The organism is Streptomyces sp. NPDC102514 (assembly GCF_055584525.1).
The window spans coordinates 29,924-46,495 of sequence record NZ_JBVJLW010000023.1; the positions used below are offsets into that span (position 1 = coordinate 29,924).

Here is a 16,572-nt window from a genome sequence, read left to right on the forward strand (position 1 = left end):
CCCGCCCGGTCTGCGGTGACCGTCAGGGCCACAGCAGGTCCCTGCCCCATGTGCCGTCCTCGCGGCGGCGATAGGTCAGGCGTACGTGGCGGCGGCGCGCGTCGCCCTGGAAGAACTCCACCTCGTCCGGGGCCAGGACGTACACCGTCCACGACGGCGCCGGGGCGTCCGGTTCGCGCCGGGCGCGGTCCCAGGCCGCGTCCGAGGCGCGCTCCAACTCCTCGTACGAGTCCAGCACTTCGCTCTGCCTGCCCACCAGGGCGGAGGCGAGCGCGCCGGCCGAGCGGGCGTGCAGGTCGGCCTGCGCGACCTCGGGCGGGGCGACGGCCACCGGGCCGCGTACCCGGATCTGCCGGCCCTGCGCGGGCCAGTAGAAGCCGAGCGCCGCGTACGGGCGGGCCGCCAGGTGCCGCCCCTTCCGGCTGCCCGCGTGCGAGGCGAAGTGCCAGCCCTCCTGGTCGGCGCCGTGCAGCATCACGGTCCGTACGTCGGGCAGGCCCCCGGCGTCCGCCGTGGCCAGCGACATCGTGTGCGGCTCGACCTGCCCGGCGGCCACGGCCTCGGCGAACCACTGCTCGAAGAGCGGCAGCGGAGCGGCGGGGGCCGCGGCCGGGGCGAAGTCCGGCAGCTCGGTGTCCCAGACCCGCTGAGCCCTCAGCAGCCGTACGAACTGGGAGGGAGCGGGGGCATCGGAGAGATCGGAGTCGGCGGAGGGGGCGGGGGAGTCGGTCGTGGGCGGGGTGGGGGCGTCGGCGCTGTCGGCACTCATGCCCCGATTGTCACGCGGTGGACGGCCTCAGACCGAACCGAGGTCCGACGACAGCCACCGGTCGGGGCGCATCCGGATGACCACCATCTCGCCGTGCTCCTTCCAGGAGAAGTCGACGTAGCCGTCGACCTTGTCCGCCGGGAGGTAGCGGGCCGAGACCTCGTGGAGCTGTTCGCGGGTGGCGGGGGTCGACGCGACGACCGGCCCTTCGAGGGACACGTACCGGATGGTGGGCTCGACCCGGTCGACCATCAGGGAGAACCTGCCCGCGGCGCTGATCAGCTCGTTCTTGCGGGAGTTCAGCCCGGTCAGGATCCAGACGTCGCCGCCGGGCTCGTACTGGTACCAGATCGGCACGGTGAGCGGGGCGCGGCCCGCCCCCGCGTCCACGGCGAGCGCGGCGATGTGCGGTTCGGCGAGGAACTTCTCGCGTTCTTCACGGGTCAGGGCCATGGGATTCCTCCGGAGGGTCGTCTGGGGCGCCTGGGGTGTCGTTCCGCGGTTCCGTCAGTGGTGCCTTCGGTGGTGCCTTCAGATCCTTCAGCGTGATGCGGCCGTCCGCGTATTCCGGGAGGGCGGGACGGGGGGTACGGCGCAGGCCGGGGGTGGTGCTGGCACCACCATGGATCCGGGTGCGGACTGTCTCGATGGGGCGGCCGGGCGACGGCATTGTTGAACTCGGTCGAAGCCAGTTGATCGAAGGGGCCGCAGCCCCTTCCCCCGGAAGGAAAACCCCCATGAAGGCGCAGCTCGCGGCGGAGCCGGAGACGGTGGGCGTGGCCGCTCCCGGGGCGTTCGCCTCCTTCGTGCGGTTCGTGGTGTGCGGCGGGGGTGTCGGGGTGCTCTCCAGCGGTGCGGTGGCGCTGCTGGCGGGTGCGATGCCGTGGGCTCTGGCGAACGCGGTGATCACGGTCGCGTCGACCGTTCTGTGCACCGAGTTGCACGCGCTGTTCACCTTCGGGACCGGAAAGCGGGCCGGGTGGCGGCGGCACTGGCAGTCGGCGGGTTCGGCGACGGCCGCGTACGCGGTGACCTCGCTGGCCGTTCTCGTGCTGCACCTGGTGCAGTCGTCGCCCGGGGTCCTCACCGAGCAGGCCGTCTACCTCGGGGCTTCCGGGCTCGCGGGGGTGGGGCGCTTCCTGGTGCTGCGGGTGTTCGTCTTCGCGGCGGGTGGGGGCGACGGCGAGGGTGAGGGCGGACGGGGGGTCGGGGCTGCCGCACCGGTCTCGGGCGTCGTTCCGGTCCAGGTCGCCCCCGTCCCGGTCGTTCCGGTGTCGATCGTTCCTGTCTCCCTCTCTCCGCTGGTCCTTGCCGCCGGGGCGTGATGGGCTGGGTCGACGGGCTGGGTACCGATGAGTTTTTCCGGCTCTCGCAGTCCAAGTGGTGACCGGTTCGCGGATGAGTGCCGACCGGCTCTTTCGGACCCTGGAGGAACATCATGAGGAAGATCAGCGCCGGACTGTTCATCTCGCTCGACGGTGTCGTCGAGGCGCCGGACCAGTGGCACTTCCCGTACTTCAACGACGAGATGGGCGCGGCTGTCGGGGCGACCTTCGGTACGGCGGACACGATGCTGTTCGGCCGCAAGACCTACGACAGCTTCGCCGGGGCGTGGCCGGAGCGGGAGGCGGCCGGGGGCGAGGACGCGGGGTTCGCCAAGCAGCTCGGTGACGTGCGGAAGATCGTTGCGTCGAGGACGCGGCTGGAGTTCGAGTGGCGCAACTCCGAGCAGTTGGAGGGGGACCTCGTCGACGTCGTGACCGCGCTCAAGAACGAGGAGGGCGGGGACATCGCGCTCAGCGGGTCCGTGTCGGTCGTGCGGCAGCTGTTGGGGGCGGGGCTGTTGGACGAGCTGCATCTGCTGGTGCATCCGATCGCGGTGCGGAAGGGGATGCGGTTGTTCGAAGAGGGGGATTCTCCGGTGCCGCTGACGCTGATCTCGGCGGAGACGTTTCGGACGGGGGTGTTGAGTCTTGTGTATGGGCCGGGGGTGTCGGGGAGTGGGGGTGAGTGAGTGCGCCGTTCCCTGCGGCCCTGGGGGTGGGTGGGGGTGTCGGCGGGGTCTTTGACCGCGGGCCCGTTGTGGCTGATTGCGCCGTTCCCCGCGCCCCTGGGGGGTGGGTGGTTTCGGCCGGGGTGGTGGGTGCGGGCCGGTGGGGGCTGGTCGCGCAGTTCCCCGCGCCCCTGGGGTGGGTGGGGGTGCCGGCCGGGTCTTTGACCGCAGGCCCGTCGTGGCCGGTCGCGCAGTTCCCCGCGCCCCTGAGGGGCTGGGGGCGCGGGGAACGGCGCAGGCGGTGAACTGCGGGACCGTCTACCGCCTTAGGGGCGCGGGGAACTGCGCCGCCAGCCAGTGCCGGGCCGCAGGCGGTGAACCGTGCGGTTGCCCCACGGCGCGTTCCCTTACGGCTACGGCGTTGGCGTTCTGTTTGCCTTGCGGGTGAAGCGGCGTAGGCCTCTGCGGGTGGGTTTGAGGGGCTTGTCCTCGGGGGCCTCCGAGGTGTCGGGCGCTTGGCCCGGTGGTAGGGCCGGGGCCGTGGACGGGGCCGGCGGAACCGCCCGGCTGCCCTGCTCCAGCCGGGTCCGGACCGTGTGCGCCATCGCCTGATGCGCCGGCTCCAGCAGCAGCCCCTCCGCGGACAACCGCCCCCACATGTGGAGCAACTCCTGCCCTCGCGTCACCACTTGACCCTCGTCGTTCAGCCGCTGCCACGCCGCCGTGGCCCGTGCCACATCGGGCGCGGCCCGGTTCAGGTCGACGCGGCACCGGATGCGCGCGACGGTCAGCGCGAGCGTGATGGACAGCGTGTAGTCGCCGCGTAGATGGGCGAGGTACGCCTCTATCGCCCGTGCCTCCAGCGAGAGATCGTCCTCCGGGCCCCTGCGCAACGTCAGGTGTTCCCGCAACGCGCTGGCGAGCACGAACGCGGCATGCAGTTCCTCCCGCTGCGCGTGCTGGATGATCCGCTCGACGCGGGCCAGCGGAGGGAACGCCTCCTCTTCCGCCGCGGTGCGTTCGAGCCCGGGCGGCAGATCGTCCTCGTCGGCGATCGTCCGGCTAGACCCGTCGGGGTGCACCCGCAGGCGTGCCACCTGCATCACGGAGCGGTCGATGACGGTGGCCGCCACCGGGGCACCCAGGGTGCGGGCGAACATGGCGATGGCGTCGAGGATCGCCTCGTTGGGCTTGTGCTTGCCGCCCATCTGGAGCAGATGGCCGTTGACCACGGTCGATCCGTCCTCGGCCACGTAGGCGTCGAGGCGGATCAGCGGCCGTGCGGCGAGCGCGGGCAGGTTTCCCGTGTCACGGGGTGTCAGCGAGTGGGACATCCGCTCATACTCCCGGTCGTACGACGCCGAGAATGGCCATGGAGGCGGCCGGGGCGATCGTGATCGTGCGTCCTGGGCGCGGGGCGTGGACGATCTTCCCGCCTCCGATGTACATGCCCACGTGCGTGGCGTCGTTGAAGTAGATGATCAGGTCGCCGGGCCGCGCGGACGCCAGGCTGACGCGGGTCAGCCCCGCCCACTGCGCCTGTGACGTACGGGGTATGGGGTGGCCGGCGCGCGCCCATGCCACGGAGGTGAGCCCCGAGCAGTCGTACGCCGACGGGCCCGTGGCGCCCCACCCGTACGGCTTGCCGATCTGGGCCATCGCGAAGTTGACGGCCTTGGCTGCTGCTCCGGTGGCCGTCGTTCCGCCGCCGATCGAGCCGCCTCCGTTGCCGCCCCCGCCTCCGCCGCCGGACCCGCCACCCGACCCGTTTCCGGTCGAGGTTCCGCCGCCTCCGCCGCCGGAGCCGGTCCACTGGGACTCGGCCTCCTTGTTCCGCTGCTTCTCCAACGCGGCCAGCTTGCGGGTCTGTTCCTTTTCGAGGCCCGACTCGATCTGCTCGGCCTCGGCGATCTTCCCCTCGATCTTCGTCTTCGCCTCGGCCTTGTCCGCACGGCTGCTCTTCAGCTTCCGCAGTTCCTTCGCGGCGGTGTCGGTCTGCCGGCTCAGTTCCGCGCGGGCGGTCTTCTGGGACTCGGAGACGTTGACCAGGCCCCGCAGGGCCTGACGGGCCTGGGACGCCTCGTTCAGGGCCTGTTCGGGGTGGTCGCCGAGCAGCAACTGGATGCCGGTGGCGGCGAGGTCGCCGCCGCGGTACTGCGTCCGGGCTGCCGCGCCGCCGAGATCGTGCAGATCGTCGACCCGGGTCTCGGCGCGGGCCAGGCCCTTGCGGAGCGACTTGAGCCGCTTCTCCTGCTTCTTCGCCTTCTCGTCCGCGGCGTTGTACGCCTCGGTGGCCACCTCCGCCGTGCGGTAGAGGCTGTCCAGCTCGGTGCGGATGCTCTCGATGGACTGGTCGCCCTGAGGGTCTGGTTCGCCCGGGGCTGCGTAACTCGGTCCGGATATGAGGGAGATCGCGAGGGTGAGGGTGGCTATGGTGGCGCGACTGCGGAACCGTCTGCCGCCGGTCGACACGTTCATCAGCTCCACTTTCAGAGGTCACGTGCGGGCTGCTCGGACGGACTGCTCGTGTGTCGGAGTCGCCACCGCGTTGTCTGCGGGGGGTCGTTCAACCCTCGAACACACTACCGTCCCTTGCACGGCTGGCCCCTGTATCCCCACGCGTGTCAATCTCCACGCAGTCAACTTTTCTACTGCCGTACGTCTTTGGGGGTGCGGGTTGTTTGGGGCGGTGCGGGGTGGTTTCGGCCGGTTTGTTGCGCACGGGCCGGTGGGGGCCGTTCGCGCAGTTCCCCGCGCCCCTGGGTGAGTGGGGGGCCTGCGGTCGAGAGTGTGGCGAGCACCCCCACTCACCTAGGGGCGCGGGGAACTGCGCGGTCAACCCCCACCGACCCGCACCCGGCAACCCCGGCAACCCCCGCGGAGCGGCCCCCTAGCGCCCCAACACCACCGTTCCCGCCGAGCAGAACCATCCCCCCGTCCCCGACGCCACCGCCAGCTCGGGGAGGGCGCCGTCACCCCGGTGGACCTGTCGAGGCCCGCACTCTCCCCGGAGTTGTCGGACCGCCTCCACCAGGAGGAACAGTCCCCGCATCCCGGGGTGCTGGCCGGACAGGCCGCCCCCGTCCGTGTTGACCGGCAGGGTTCCGCCCGTCACCCTCAACCGGTCCTTCTCCACGAACGCACCCCCCTCCCCCTTCGCGCAGAAGCCGAGATCCTCCAGGGTCACGAGCGTCATGTACGTGAACGCGTCGTAGATCTGCGCCACGTCTATGTCACCGGGCCGAACTCCCGCCCGCTCGAACGCGATCCGTCCGCTCACCGCCGCCGGCGACACCGTGAAGTCCGGCCATTCGGACATCGTCGTGTGCGAGACGTGCTCACCGGTGCCGAGGACCCAGACGGGAGCGGTACGGCAGTCGCGTACGTACTCCTCGGCCGCCAGCAGGACCGCCGCCCCGCCGTCCGACCGCAGACAGCAGTGCAGTTTGGTGAAGGGGTCCGCGATCATCGGGCCCGACAGGACGTCGTCGACCGTGATCGGGTCGCGGAACATCGCGTCGGGATTGAGCGCCGCGTTCTGCCGCGCCTGTACCGCCACCGACGCCAACTGCTCCAGCGTGGTGCCGTATTCGTGCATGTGGCGCCGCGCGGCCATCGCGTACTTGGCGATGAGCGTGTGCCCGTACGGCACCTCGAACTGCAGCGGCCCGCGGGCGCCGAACGAGAGGTTGCCGGTGCGCCGGCCCGCCCTGATGTCCGCGCGGGCGGTGGACCCGTACACCAGCAGGACCGCGTTGGCATGGCCCGCGGCGATCGCGTCGGCCGCGTGCGCCGCCATGACCTCCCACGTCGATCCGCCGACGGACGTGGAGTTCACCCAGGTGGGGCGCAGGCCCAGGTACTCCGTCACCTCGACCGGCGCCAGTGTGCCGAGGCCCGCCGAGGACAGGCCGTCGATCACCGACCGGTCGAGGCCGGAGTCGGCCAGGGCCCTGCGCGCGGCCTGGGCGTGCAGCGCGTACGGCGTCGCTTCGTCCACGCGCCCGCAGTCGGAGAGGGCCACACCGACGACTGCCACCTTGCGGTTCCCGGACGGGGTCATGGAATCTGACGGTACATCAGATACGTGGTCCGGGGGAGGTGCGGTGGTGTCGTGACCCTGGGCATCTGCCTGCCGCCGCTCTAACATGACGGCCCGTCAGATCAGGGAACCGGACGCCGGACACCCGGCCCGGGGAGGAGCCCGCCGATGGACGCCACCTTCACCGCGGAACAGGACGAGATCCGCCGCACGCTCCGTGAGCTGCTCCTCAAACGCTGTGGCCCGGAGGAGGTCAGGGCCGCCGTACGGACCGCCGACGGTTACGACCCAGGCCTCTGGGAGACCCTCGCCCAGCAACTCGGCCTGCCCGGCCTCGCACTCCCCGAGGCGTACGGGGGAGTGGGGTGCACGACAACCGAACTCGCCCTGGCGGCCGAGGAGATGGGGCGCGCTCTCGCCCCGTCGCCCCTCCTGGCCACCGCCGTGCTCGGCGCGCCCCTCGTGCTCGGCCTCGGCAGCGCGGGCCAGCGCGCCGCGCTGCTGCCCCGGATCGCCTCCGGCGAACTCACCGCGGCCCTCGTCGTACCGGGGGCGGCGCTGACCACCGCCCTCGGTCTGACCGGCGGCAACCGCGGCGACTGGGCGGGCGGCGGACGGGCCGGCGGCGTACAGGCGCGGCAGACCGACGGCGGGTGGCGGCTGTACGGGGAGGCCGACCAGGTGCTGGACGGGCACAGCGCGGATCTGCTGGTCGTCGCCGCGCACACCGGCGGCTTCGCCCGCTCGCGCACCCTCTTCTTCCTGGTGCGGGAGCTTGTACGGGAGGGGGTGACCCGCGTACGGCAGACCTCCCTCGACGAGACCCGTTCGCAGAGCCGCATCCAATTGAGGCATGTCGAGGCCGAGTTGCTGGGGGACGGGGAGGATGCGGACGTCGCCGGTGTCCTCGCGCGCATGGGGGACTCGGCCGCCGCCGTCCTCGCCGCGGAAGCCGTCGGCGCCGCCGACCGCGTACTGGAACGGACCGTCGAGTACGTCAAGCAGCGTGAGCAGTTCGGGCGGGCGATCGGGTCGTTCCAGGCGGTGAAGCACCGGCTGGCCGATCTGTACGTCCAGGTCCAGGGCGCGCGGTCCGCCGCCTACTACGCGGCCTGGGCGACCGTCGAGGGCCAGGAACGGGTCGGCGGGCTGGCGCTCGCGCAGGCTCTGGAGGCGCTGCGCGTCTGCGCCGCCGAGGCCGTTCAGCTGCACGGCGGGATCGGGTTCACCTGGGAGCACGAGGCGCACCTGTACTTCAAGCGGGCGGCCGGCGACGAGCTGCTCTTCGGTCCTGTGCACCGGCTGCGCGCGTACGCGGCGCAGGAGGCGCGGCTCTTCGGCGGCGGGGAGGTGGCGGTCTGATGGCCACGTCTTCGTCCCGGCGGCCCGGGGTGCGGCTGGTGCAGAAGGTGTCCTCGACCCGCGGTTTCGCGAAGGTCGCGCCGCACGTCGTGCCGGCGCTGGACCGTGCGGTGCACCGGCTCACGCGCGGAAGGGTGCTGCTCAGCGCGCAGATGCTGCCCGGTGTCATCCTCACGGCGCGGGGCGCGAGGAGCGGGCTGCCCAGGCGTACGCCGCTCGCCTGCATGCCGGAGGGGCGTGCCGGAAAGGGCGCGGACGAGGGTGCCGTCGAAGGTGCGGTCGGGAGCTGGATTCTCATCGGGTCCAACTTCGGGCGTACGGACCATCCCGCCTGGACCGCCAATCTGCTCGCCCATCCGGACGCGGAGATCAACTGGAAGGGCCGGGACATTCCGGTGACCGCCCGCCTGCTGGCGGGTGCGGAACGGGACGCGGTGTGGCGGGCGCTGCTGGAGTTCTGGCCGCCGTACGCGACGTACCAGGCGCGGGTGGACCGGGAGATCCGGCTGTTCCGGATCGTACGGAGGTGACCGGTGCGGGCCTGGACCTGGACCCGGGCCCGGGTGCGCGACAGGCGGCAGTCCACCGGGGGGATCCGCCGGGGTGAACTGCCGCCTGTGTGACAGGACATGTGCCTGGAAGCGGCGAGCTGGAAACGGGTGGAATGCCTGGGCGGCCTACTTGGTCGGCTTCTTGCCCGTCACACCCAGATGCACCAGCTGGGCCAGGTTCGGCTTCAGTTCAGCCTGCTTGACGCCCCACGTCTGGAAGCCCTTCTGGTGCGAGGCCACCGCCGCGAGCATCGCCACGAGGGAGCCCGCCATGGCCGCGGGGTTGACGTCCTTGTCGACCTTGCCCTTGGCCTGGAGCTCCTTGACCGTGTCCGTGAGGGAGTTGTTCACGGAGTTGAGGATCTTCATACGGATCTTGTAGAAGCGTTTGTCGCCCTCGGCGGCACCCAGATCGACGACCCGGAGGATGGCATCGTTTTTGCGCCAGAACTCAAGGAATCCGTCCACGAGTTCCTGCGCGGTCTGCCAGCCCGCCTTGCCGACCCAGGAGCGTCCTTCGAGGAGCTCGGTCAACCCGGCGCCCTCGGCCGCCATTTGCTCGGCGATCTCCAGGACGGCGCCTTCGACGTCCGGAAAGTATTGGTAGAAGGTCGCCGGTGAAGTGCCCGCTTTCCGTGCGACGTCGATGACTTTGACGTCGCGGTAGGGCGAGGAGCTGAGCATCTCGCTGAGGCAGTCGAGCAGCTTCTGCCGCGTCGCCTGCCCGCGCCGACCGGCCACACGGCCGTCGACGGTACGCACTTGTCCTGTCATGACGTCAGCTTACCGAGGGGTGATCGGAGCGCGATTCGGCCGACTGCAAATGGGGTGCACGGACCTGCGGGGCGGTGGAGGCGCCCGCTCTGCGGGATGAGTGGAACGCCGTTAGCTTGGCCGCATGGCTGGATCTGACTCTGCCGCGTTCGCCGAGGGCGTCCCCTGCTGGATCGACGCCCAGCTGCCGGACGTCGAGGCGGGCAAGCGTTTCTATGGCGGACTCTTCGGCTGGACCTTCGACTCCGCGGACCCTGCGGACCTGGCAGGCCCGGCTGGCCCCGCGGGCCTCGCCGGCCCGGCTGGCCCCGCGGACCCCGCAGGCCCCGCCGATTCCGCGGGTCTCGTAGGTCCCGCCGATTCCGCGGGTCTCGCAGGTCCCGCTGGCCCCGCGGGCCTCACAGGCCCGGCTGGCCCCGCGGGCCTCACAGGCCCGGCTGGCCCTGCGGGCTTCGCAGGTCCTGCCGACTCCGCGGATCTCGTGGGTCCTGCCGACTCCGGGGGTCTCGTGGGTCCTGCCGACTCCGGGGGTCTCGTAGGTCCCGCCGACTCCGCGGATCTCGCGGGTCCCGCTGACTCCGCGGGCCCCGCAGGACCGGATGGCCCCACGGCGCCCGTCGGTCCGTCGGAGGCTTCCGGTCCTTCGGGGGCTGCCGACCCGTCGGTGGCCGGCGGTCCCTCGGAGGGCGCCGCCCCCTCCGGGGCAGAAGCCGGGACCGGGACCGGGACCGAGGCCGGGACTGGGGCGGGCGCTGGAGCCAGGACCGGGACCGGGACCGGGGTCGGGACCGGGGTCGGGACCGGGACCGGGGCCAGGGCCGGGGCCGAGGGTGTGGCCGCTCAGTGGGCCGACAGTCCGTACGCCGGGGCCGTGCGGGCGCGGCTCGGCGGGGAACCCGTCGCCGCCCTCGTGCCGAAGCGGGACGGGCGGATGCCCACTGTCTGGGCGGTCTACTTCGCCACCCCGGACGCCCAGGACATGGCCGACCGCATCCGCAAGGGAGGCGGCCAGATCATCACGACCCCCGTGCCGGTGGGCCCGTACGGGGTCGGGGCGCTCGCCGCCGACCCCGAGGGCGCGGTCTTCGGGCTCTGGGAGGCCGGTACGCACCCCGGATTCGGCAGCAGCCGCGGGACGGGCACCTTCAGCTGGGTCGAGCTGTACTCACGCGACACCGCCACCGCCGACGCCTTCTACCCCGGTCTCTTCCGCGACGCCCTCTTCGGGCCGGGCGTCACCCGGGAATTCGGCCGCGCCCACATCTCCGACGTCTATCCCGCCGAGATGCCGCCCCATTTCCTCGTACATTTCGCGGTCCAGGACTGCGAGGCCGCCGTGGGCGCGGTGGCGAGGCTCGGCGGCCGGGTGCAGGCACCGCCGTTCGACACTTCGTACGGGCGGGTGGCCGTCGTCAGTGACAATCAGGGGGCGTCGTTCGCGTTGCTGCAGCGCCGGGACGGGTGACGAGGCGTCCACGATGGGGTACGAGTCGTGCTCCAGCGCGGAATTTCAGGTTTCTGCGCCGCTGAAATGGGCGATGCTCCAGCGCTGAAACCCGTGCGGGAAGCTCTGAAAGGCACCGAAAAGCCCCGGCCGGCGTTGAAAAGCAAGGCAGAGGCGGGTCTTTTGCCCGGGAATGGTGGGAGACATCCCGAATGGGTCCCGGGTTCGCAACCGGAGCGCAGGACAGGAAGAATCGGGGTGCGTGCCGCCGGAGCGGCTCGGTGGTGAGACGCTGCGCAGTGGCTGAAGCTGCGGCTGGAGCGGTGGCTGGAAGCGCGGCCGCGTACGGGGAGGTGGCAGGCAAGTGGTGGATCAGCTGACACAGCACGATCCGCGGCGGATCGGGCCGTTCGAGGTGCTGGGACGGCTGGGCGCCGGCGGCATGGGGCTGGTCTATCTCGCGCGCTCGGCCTCGGGCCGGCGCGTGGCGATCAAGACGGTCAGGACCGAGCTCGCCGAGGACCAGCTGTTCCGCGTCCGCTTCTCGCGCGAGGTCGAGGCGGCCCGTGCGGTCTCCGGCTTCTACACGGCGGCCGTCGTCGACGCCGACGCGCGCGCGGCCGTGCCCTGGCTGGCCACCGCGTACGTGCCCGCGCCCTCCCTCGAAGAGATAGTGACCGAGTGCGGGCCCATGCCGGCCCAGGCGGTCCGCTGGCTCGCCGCGGGCGTCGCCGAGGCCCTGCAGTCCATCCACGGCGCCGGTCTCGTCCACCGCGACCTGAAGCCGTCGAACGTCCTCGTCGTCGAGGACGGGCCGCGCGTCATCGACTTCGGCATCGCCTCCGGGGTTTCGAACACGCGTTTGACGATGACGAACGTCGCCGTCGGTACGCCCGCGTACATGTCACCCGAGCAGGCGAAGGACTCCCGCAGCGTGACCGGCGCGAGCGATGTCTTCTCCCTCGGCTCGATGCTCGTCTTCGCCGCCACCGGCCACGCGCCCTTCCACGGCGCGAACCCCGTCGAAACCGTCTTCATGCTGCTCAGGGAGGGCCCCGACCTCGAAGGCCTCCCCGACGAGCTGCGCCCGCTGATCGAGTCCTGCATGCAGATGGACGCGACGGCCCGCCCCAACCCGGCCGACCTCCAGGCCCAGCTGGCACCCCACCTCTTCGGCTCCGGCTCCGACGACAGCGGCACCGCGTCCGCGTGGCTGCCCGAGCGGGCCGTGAGCCTGATCGAGACGCGGCGCGGCGGCCGGTCCGCCCCGAAGCCCCCGTCCGGCCGCAGCGGCGGACGCGGGGTGGCCGTGGTGCCGCCCCCGCCGCCCCACGACCCGCCGATCCCGCCCATGCCGTCGTCCGGACCGCCGCGCATGCCCGTCGGTGCGGGCGTCGGCCGACCGGGTGGCGCGCCCGACGCCGGGCCCGTACGCCTCGCCGGTGCGCAGGTGCCGATCGGGCCCGGCCCGCGCGTCGCCGACGCCCGTGCCGCGGCGGTGAAGGCGCCCCCTCCGGAGGCCGGACTCGCGGCCGCCTGGTCCCGCTCGCGCCCCGGCGTGAACGGCGCCGAGCCCGTCGCGGCCGTCCCCGCGCCCGCCGGGCCCGACGGCGGCACCTCCTGGCGGCCGTGGCGCTTCCGCATGTCGAACGACGTGTGGGGGACGCCCTCCGTCGCCGGAGACCTGGTCTACGTCACCTCCTTCGAGGTGCACGCGCTGGACGTGGCCACCGGCCGGCGCCGCTTCAAGACGCGGGACGTCGCCTGGTCGATGGCGGTCGCCGACGGCCGCGTGCACGCCTCCGACGGGCCCACGCTCTTCGCCCTGGACGCCCGTGAGGGCACCGACCTGTGGCGGCTGCCGACCGACGCCTGGGTGTACTCCCTCAAGGCCGACCGCGGCACCGTCGTCACCGGCACCCGCGGTGGCGGCGTACAGGCCTGGGAGGCCGCCAACGGGCAGAAACTCTGGGAGATCACCGGCGCCCAGACCGACTTCGAGTCGCCGGAGGCCGGTCCTGCCGTGCACGACGGCACGGTCTACGTCTGGAAGGACGCCCGGCTGCGCGCCCTTGAGGCCCGTACGGGGGAGGAGCGCTGGTCGTACCCGATCGGCGACGCGGCCTCCTGCGGGGGTGTGCCCGTCCGCATCACACATGCCGACGACGGATACGTGTACGTGTCCGCCGGGACGCGCGTCCTCGCCATCGACATCGCCGGCGGGCATGTGCGCTGGCACTTCGAGGCGCCGGCGGTGTTCCTGAGCGCGCCCACGTTCGCGCCGGGGCCGGCCGTCACGGGGGGCGGGGTGTACCTCGCCGACTACCTCGGCACGGTGTACGCGCTCGACGCCACCGACGGCCGTGACCGCTGGCGCATCGCGACGGAGGCCCGCTCGTCCATCGACCCCGTGCTCGTCTCGGCGGGACATGTCCATGTGGGCAGCGGCAAGGGGCTCTACACGCTGGACGCGGTCACCGGGACGCCCAAGTGGCGCTTCCAGGCGGGCGGTGACCTGGTGGGGGCGCCGGCCGTGGCCGACGGCCGGATCCACTTCGGCTCCACGGACCACCTCCTGTACACCCTGAAGGCCGACGACGGCCGGCTGCGCTGGAAACTCGCGACCGGTGGGGAGATCACGGGGTCTCCGGTCGTGAAGGACGGGGTGGTGTACGCGTGCAGCAAGGACCGATGCGTGTACGCGCTGGACGCGGAGAAGGGCACGGGCACGGCCCGTTCCTGAACCGGGGTTCACGTGCGGCCCGGTGGGGCCGTCCGCGCCGTTCCCCGCGCCCCTGAGGGGCGGGGGCTGCGGGTCCGTGGCAGGTGCGGCCCCGGTGGGGGTTGCTCGCGCAGTTCCCCGCGCCCCTAGGGGGGTGGGGCCGCAGCCCGGAGACTCGACCGCGGGCCTGTGGGGGTTCCCCGCGCCCCCAAACCCAAAGGCCGGGGCGCACCCCCACCCCCTAGGGGCGCGGGGAACTGCGCGATCAGCCACGACGGGCCCGCAGTCAAGTCTCCGGCCGCCACCCCCACCCCCTAGGGGCGCGGGGAACTGCGCGGCCAGCCACGACGGGCCCGCAGCCAAGCTTCCGGCCGACCCCCCCACCCCCTGGGGGCGCGGGGAACCGCGCGGACGGTCCCCGTCGGGGCCGCAGTGGGGGTCAGCGGGTTCGGGACGTTGGGTGGCGGGCTTTGAACAGTCCTGCCTGGGTTTCCGGGGGCGCGTTGCCCAGGGTGATCAGGTGGGGGGCCTGGGACAGGGCCGTGGACCGGGTGGCCTCCTGGGCCGTCCACAGCGCCCGGACCGTGCCCTGGACGGCCGCGGGAGGATAGGACGCGATCACGGTCGCGCAGCGCACCGCCGCCGTCACCGCCTCCCCCCGCCCCGTCACCTCCGACACCAGCCCCACCTCGTACGCCCGCCGCGCGGAAACCCGTTCGGCCGTTCCCATCAGGGCCATGCGGGCGACCTCCCCGAACGGCATCCGCTGGGCCAGGTACACGGACTCGTACGCGCTGACCATGCCGTATGTCGTGTGCGGATCGAAGAACGTGGCCGTCTCGTCCGCGATCACGAAGTCCGCCTCGCCGAGCAGGTAGAACGCCCCGCCGCATGCCATCCCGTTCACCGCGGCGATCACCGGTTTCCACAGGTCCGACGCCTTCGGGCCGATGGAGACGAGTGGATCGTCCAGCATGTAGGGCGACTCCGGCTGCGGGACTTCCGCGTCCCGGTCGAGTCCGGTCGAGAAGGCCCGGTCGCCGGCTCCGGTGAGGACGATCGCCCGTACGGTGTCGTCGAATCTGAACTCCGCCCAGAGCGCCTTCAGTCGAGCCGTCATCTCCAGGTCGATGGCGTTGAGGCGTTCGGGGCGGTCCAGTGTCACCACCGCGACGCCCGTCTCCTTGTCGGTGGTGGTCCGCAGGGGGGTCATGGCCGCTCCAGCACCCAGCGCGGCAGCCGGAGGCCGTCCCCGCTGTCGGTGCCGAACACCACCTGTACCCGCGCCCCGATCCGGATCCGTTCCCCCGCGACCGAGTTGAGCGCCGCGTCGGGCCCGCTGACGAGGTTGCCCACCAGCCGGATCCGCGGCGCGTCCGCCAGCTCGACGACGATCACGTTGTACGGGGCCTGTGCCGCGTAGTCCGGCAGGAGCGGGGGGTGGGGGATCACGTACGACCAGACACGGCCCCTGCCGCTCATCCTGCGCCACTCGCTGTCGAAGGAGTGGCAGTGCGGGCAGCAGGGGCGGGGCGGGAAGCGCAGTTCGCCGCAGCCGGGTTCGGCGCAGGCCTGGACGCGCAGCTCGCTGCGGGCCGCGTACTCCCAGAAGGGGGCGCCGTCGTCGTCCACCACGGGTGTGAGCATGTGGCCTCCTAGGTTGACTCGGTTCCTCAGTTCCTCAGGAGCAGCGCGGACGTCGGGACGCCCTCGCCCGCCGTGACCAGGCAGGTCGCCGCGCCCGGCACCTGCGCCGTACTGGTCCCCCTGAGCTGCTTCACGCCCTCGTTGATGAGGTTGAAGCCGTGGACGTACGCCTCCGAGAGCCCGCCCCCGCTCGTGTTCAGGGGCAGCCGGCCGCCGATCTCCAGGGCGCCTCCTTCCGTGAACGCGCCGCCCTCGCCCCGGCCGCAGAAGCCGTAGCCCTCCAGGGAGAGCGGGATGAGAGGGGTGAACGCGTCGTAGATCTGGGCGACGTCCACGTCCTCCGGGGTGAAGTCCGCCTGTTTCCAGAGATGGCGGGCGGCGGTCCAGGCGGGGCCGGTCAGCGGGTCGTCGTTCCAGTAGTTGACCATCCCGTGGTGCTGGGCGGGCAGGCCCTGGGCGGCGGAGTGCACGTACACGGGTCTGCGGCGGCAGTCGCGGGCGCGTTCGGCGGAGACGATCACGCAGGCCAACGCCCCGTCCGTCTCCAGGCAGTTGTCGAAGAGGCAGAGCGGCTCGCTGATCCAGCGCGAGGTCATGTACATGTCCCGGGTCAGCGGTCGCTCGTACATCATCGCGGCCGGGTTCTGGTTGGCCCGGTTGCGGCAGGCGAGCGCCACGTTGAAGAGGTGGTCGCGGGTCGCCCCGTACTCGTGCAGATAGCGGCGGGTCAGCATGGCTATCTCGTCGGCGGGGCGCAGGAGCCCGAAGGGGCGGGTCCACTGGGCGGGGGTGGGGAGTTGGACGGCCGTGTTCTTCCACGGGCGCGGTCCGCTGCCGCGTTTGCGTGAGCGCCAGGCGACGCCGACCGTCGCCTGTCCGGTGGCCACCGCGGACGCCAGATGCGCGACCGTGGCGCACGAACCGCCGCCCCCGAAGCCGACCTTGCTGAAGAAGCTGAGGTCGCCGAACCCGACGGCCTTGGCGACCTCGACCTCGTCGGTCTCCTCCATGGTGTAGGAGGCGAGCGCGTCGACCTCGGCCGGTGCGATCCCCGCGTCGTCGAGGGCGGCGAGGATCGCTCGACAGGCCAATGTCTTCTCGCTGTCCGGGAGTTGCTTGGCGAAAGGCGTCTCCCCGATCCCGACGACGGCCGTCGTGTCCTTGAGCCCCGCTGCCCCTGTGCCCGCCCCTGCCCGTGCCATGGACGCACCTCCACCCTGGTCCACGAATGCTGACAGGGCGTCAGGCTACAGCTAATCTGACGGGTA

At 72.2% G+C, this 16,572-nt stretch carries 15 protein-coding genes and 1 pseudogene; 7 read left to right on the forward strand and 9 right to left on the reverse strand.

What is annotated here, in order from left to right:
* Positions 1–22: 22 nt before the first annotated feature.
* A complete protein-coding gene (locus ACZ60E_RS39895; protein WP_469447009.1) occupies positions 23–769 on the reverse strand; it encodes a pyridoxine/pyridoxamine 5'-phosphate oxidase in 747 nt (248 codons plus the stop codon).
* A 27-nt stretch (positions 770–796) separates the two neighbouring features.
* On the reverse strand, positions 797–1,222 hold the full coding sequence (locus ACZ60E_RS39900) for a pyridoxamine 5'-phosphate oxidase family protein (protein ID WP_384806357.1): 426 nt from the start codon (positions 1,220–1,222) through the stop codon (positions 797–799).
* Between the two features lie 284 nt (positions 1,223–1,506).
* Here ACZ60E_RS39900 and ACZ60E_RS39905 point away from each other — a divergent pair, with 284 nt between their 5' ends.
* Positions 1,507–2,094, forward strand: a complete 588-nt coding sequence (locus ACZ60E_RS39905) for a GtrA domain-containing protein (protein WP_469447012.1) — start codon at positions 1,507–1,509, stop codon at positions 2,092–2,094.
* A 113-nt stretch (positions 2,095–2,207) separates the two neighbouring features.
* Complete coding sequence (locus ACZ60E_RS39910; RefSeq protein ID WP_469447013.1) at positions 2,208–2,783, forward strand: dihydrofolate reductase family protein; 576 nt, start codon at positions 2,208–2,210, stop codon at positions 2,781–2,783.
* Positions 2,784–3,175: 392 nt separating this feature from the next.
* On the opposite strand, the gene ACZ60E_RS39915 is transcribed toward ACZ60E_RS39910, so the two are convergent.
* The 3 genes from ACZ60E_RS39915 to ACZ60E_RS39925 all read right to left on the reverse strand — a co-directional run bounded on the left by ACZ60E_RS39915 (position 3,176) and on the right by ACZ60E_RS39925 (position 6,825).
* The gene (locus ACZ60E_RS39915; RefSeq protein WP_469447015.1) at positions 3,176–4,096 is read right to left on the reverse strand and encodes a hypothetical protein; all 921 of its coding nucleotides are present in this window, start codon (positions 4,094–4,096) and stop codon (positions 3,176–3,178) included.
* Between the two features lie 4 nt (positions 4,097–4,100).
* Positions 4,101–5,240: a C40 family peptidase gene (locus tag ACZ60E_RS39920; protein ID WP_469447017.1), complete on the reverse strand. Its 1,140-nt coding sequence runs from the start codon at positions 5,238–5,240 to the stop codon at positions 4,101–4,103.
* A gap of 412 nt (positions 5,241–5,652) precedes the next feature.
* Positions 5,653–6,825, reverse strand: a complete 1,173-nt coding sequence (locus ACZ60E_RS39925) for a thiolase C-terminal domain-containing protein (RefSeq protein ID WP_469447018.1) — start codon at positions 6,823–6,825, stop codon at positions 5,653–5,655.
* Between the two features lie 147 nt (positions 6,826–6,972).
* Here ACZ60E_RS39925 and ACZ60E_RS39930 point away from each other — a divergent pair, with 147 nt between their 5' ends.
* Positions 6,973–8,166 carry an acyl-CoA dehydrogenase family protein gene (locus tag ACZ60E_RS39930; RefSeq protein WP_469447019.1) on the forward strand — a complete coding sequence of 398 codons (1,194 nt, stop codon included), beginning with the start codon at positions 6,973–6,975 and terminating at the stop codon, positions 8,164–8,166.
* Positions 8,166–8,696 (forward strand): nitroreductase family deazaflavin-dependent oxidoreductase, encoded by a 531-nt coding sequence (locus tag ACZ60E_RS39935; RefSeq protein WP_469447020.1) that lies wholly within the window; start codon positions 8,166–8,168, stop codon positions 8,694–8,696. The genes ACZ60E_RS39930 and ACZ60E_RS39935 overlap by 1 nt, the downstream gene beginning before the upstream one ends.
* Before the next feature lie 147 nt (positions 8,697–8,843).
* Here ACZ60E_RS39935 and ACZ60E_RS39940 read toward each other — a convergent pair whose 3' ends face one another.
* Positions 8,844–9,491: a TetR family transcriptional regulator gene (locus tag ACZ60E_RS39940; RefSeq protein ID WP_384806343.1), complete on the reverse strand. Its 648-nt coding sequence runs from the start codon at positions 9,489–9,491 to the stop codon at positions 8,844–8,846.
* A gap of 124 nt (positions 9,492–9,615) precedes the next feature.
* Between ACZ60E_RS39940 and ACZ60E_RS39945 the strand changes: the two are divergent.
* From ACZ60E_RS39945 to afsK, 3 genes and pseudogenes are all read left to right on the forward strand, one after another.
* Positions 9,616–9,748, forward strand: a pseudogene (locus ACZ60E_RS39945) (VOC family protein); the annotation flags it as partial.
* A 575-nt stretch (positions 9,749–10,323) separates the two neighbouring features.
* Positions 10,324–10,956 (forward strand): AfsK-binding protein KbpA, encoded by a 633-nt coding sequence (gene kbpA, locus ACZ60E_RS39950; protein WP_469447022.1) that lies wholly within the window; start codon positions 10,324–10,326, stop codon positions 10,954–10,956.
* A gap of 343 nt (positions 10,957–11,299) precedes the next feature.
* Entirely contained in the window at positions 11,300–13,678 is a 2,379-nt protein-coding gene (gene afsK / locus ACZ60E_RS39955; RefSeq protein WP_384806339.1) for a protein serine/threonine kinase AfsK, read from the forward strand.
* Between the two features lie 418 nt (positions 13,679–14,096).
* On the opposite strand, the gene ACZ60E_RS39960 is transcribed toward afsK, so the two are convergent.
* From ACZ60E_RS39960 to ACZ60E_RS39970, 3 genes are read right to left on the reverse strand one after another with little or no spacing between them, the layout of a single operon-like run.
* Positions 14,097–14,870 (reverse strand): enoyl-CoA hydratase/isomerase family protein, encoded by a 774-nt coding sequence (locus ACZ60E_RS39960; protein WP_469447024.1) that lies wholly within the window; start codon positions 14,868–14,870, stop codon positions 14,097–14,099.
* Positions 14,867–15,304 carry a Zn-ribbon domain-containing OB-fold protein gene (locus ACZ60E_RS39965; protein ID WP_469447026.1) on the reverse strand — a complete coding sequence of 146 codons (438 nt, stop codon included), beginning with the start codon at positions 15,302–15,304 and terminating at the stop codon, positions 14,867–14,869. The genes ACZ60E_RS39960 and ACZ60E_RS39965 overlap by 4 nt, the downstream gene beginning before the upstream one ends.
* 26 nt (positions 15,305–15,330) lie before the next feature.
* On the reverse strand, positions 15,331–16,506 hold the full coding sequence (locus ACZ60E_RS39970; RefSeq protein ID WP_469447028.1) for a lipid-transfer protein: 1,176 nt from the start codon (positions 16,504–16,506) through the stop codon (positions 15,331–15,333).
* Positions 16,507–16,572 lie beyond the last annotated feature (66 nt).

Bases quoted from the DNA above. Each gene is read 5' to 3' on its own strand.
- ACZ60E_RS39960 (WP_469447024.1), bottom strand. From the start codon at position 14,870: ATGACCCCCCTGCGGACCACCACCGACAAGGAGACGGGCGTCGCGGTG.
- ACZ60E_RS39905 (WP_469447012.1), top strand. From the start codon at position 1,507: ATGAAGGCGCAGCTCGCGGCGGAGCCGGAGACGGTGGGCGTGGCCGCT.
- ACZ60E_RS39895 (WP_469447009.1), bottom strand. From the start codon at position 769: ATGAGTGCCGACAGCGCCGACGCCCCCACCCCGCCCACGACCGACTCC.
- ACZ60E_RS39915 (WP_469447015.1), bottom strand. From the start codon at position 4,096: ATGTCCCACTCGCTGACACCCCGTGACACGGGAAACCTGCCCGCGCTC.
- ACZ60E_RS39965 (WP_469447026.1), bottom strand. From the start codon at position 15,304: ATGCTCACACCCGTGGTGGACGACGACGGCGCCCCCTTCTGGGAGTAC.
- ACZ60E_RS39900 (WP_384806357.1), bottom strand. From the start codon at position 1,222: ATGGCCCTGACCCGTGAAGAACGCGAGAAGTTCCTCGCCGAACCGCAC.
- ACZ60E_RS39920 (WP_469447017.1), bottom strand. From the start codon at position 5,240: ATGAACGTGTCGACCGGCGGCAGACGGTTCCGCAGTCGCGCCACCATA.
- ACZ60E_RS39925 (WP_469447018.1), bottom strand. From the start codon at position 6,825: ATGACCCCGTCCGGGAACCGCAAGGTGGCAGTCGTCGGTGTGGCCCTC.
- ACZ60E_RS39930 (WP_469447019.1), top strand. From the start codon at position 6,973: ATGGACGCCACCTTCACCGCGGAACAGGACGAGATCCGCCGCACGCTC.
- ACZ60E_RS39935 (WP_469447020.1), top strand. From the start codon at position 8,166: ATGGCCACGTCTTCGTCCCGGCGGCCCGGGGTGCGGCTGGTGCAGAAG.
- ACZ60E_RS39940 (WP_384806343.1), bottom strand. From the start codon at position 9,491: ATGACAGGACAAGTGCGTACCGTCGACGGCCGTGTGGCCGGTCGGCGC.
- ACZ60E_RS39910 (WP_469447013.1), top strand. From the start codon at position 2,208: ATGAGGAAGATCAGCGCCGGACTGTTCATCTCGCTCGACGGTGTCGTC.
- ACZ60E_RS39970 (WP_469447028.1), bottom strand. From the start codon at position 16,506: ATGGCACGGGCAGGGGCGGGCACAGGGGCAGCGGGGCTCAAGGACACG.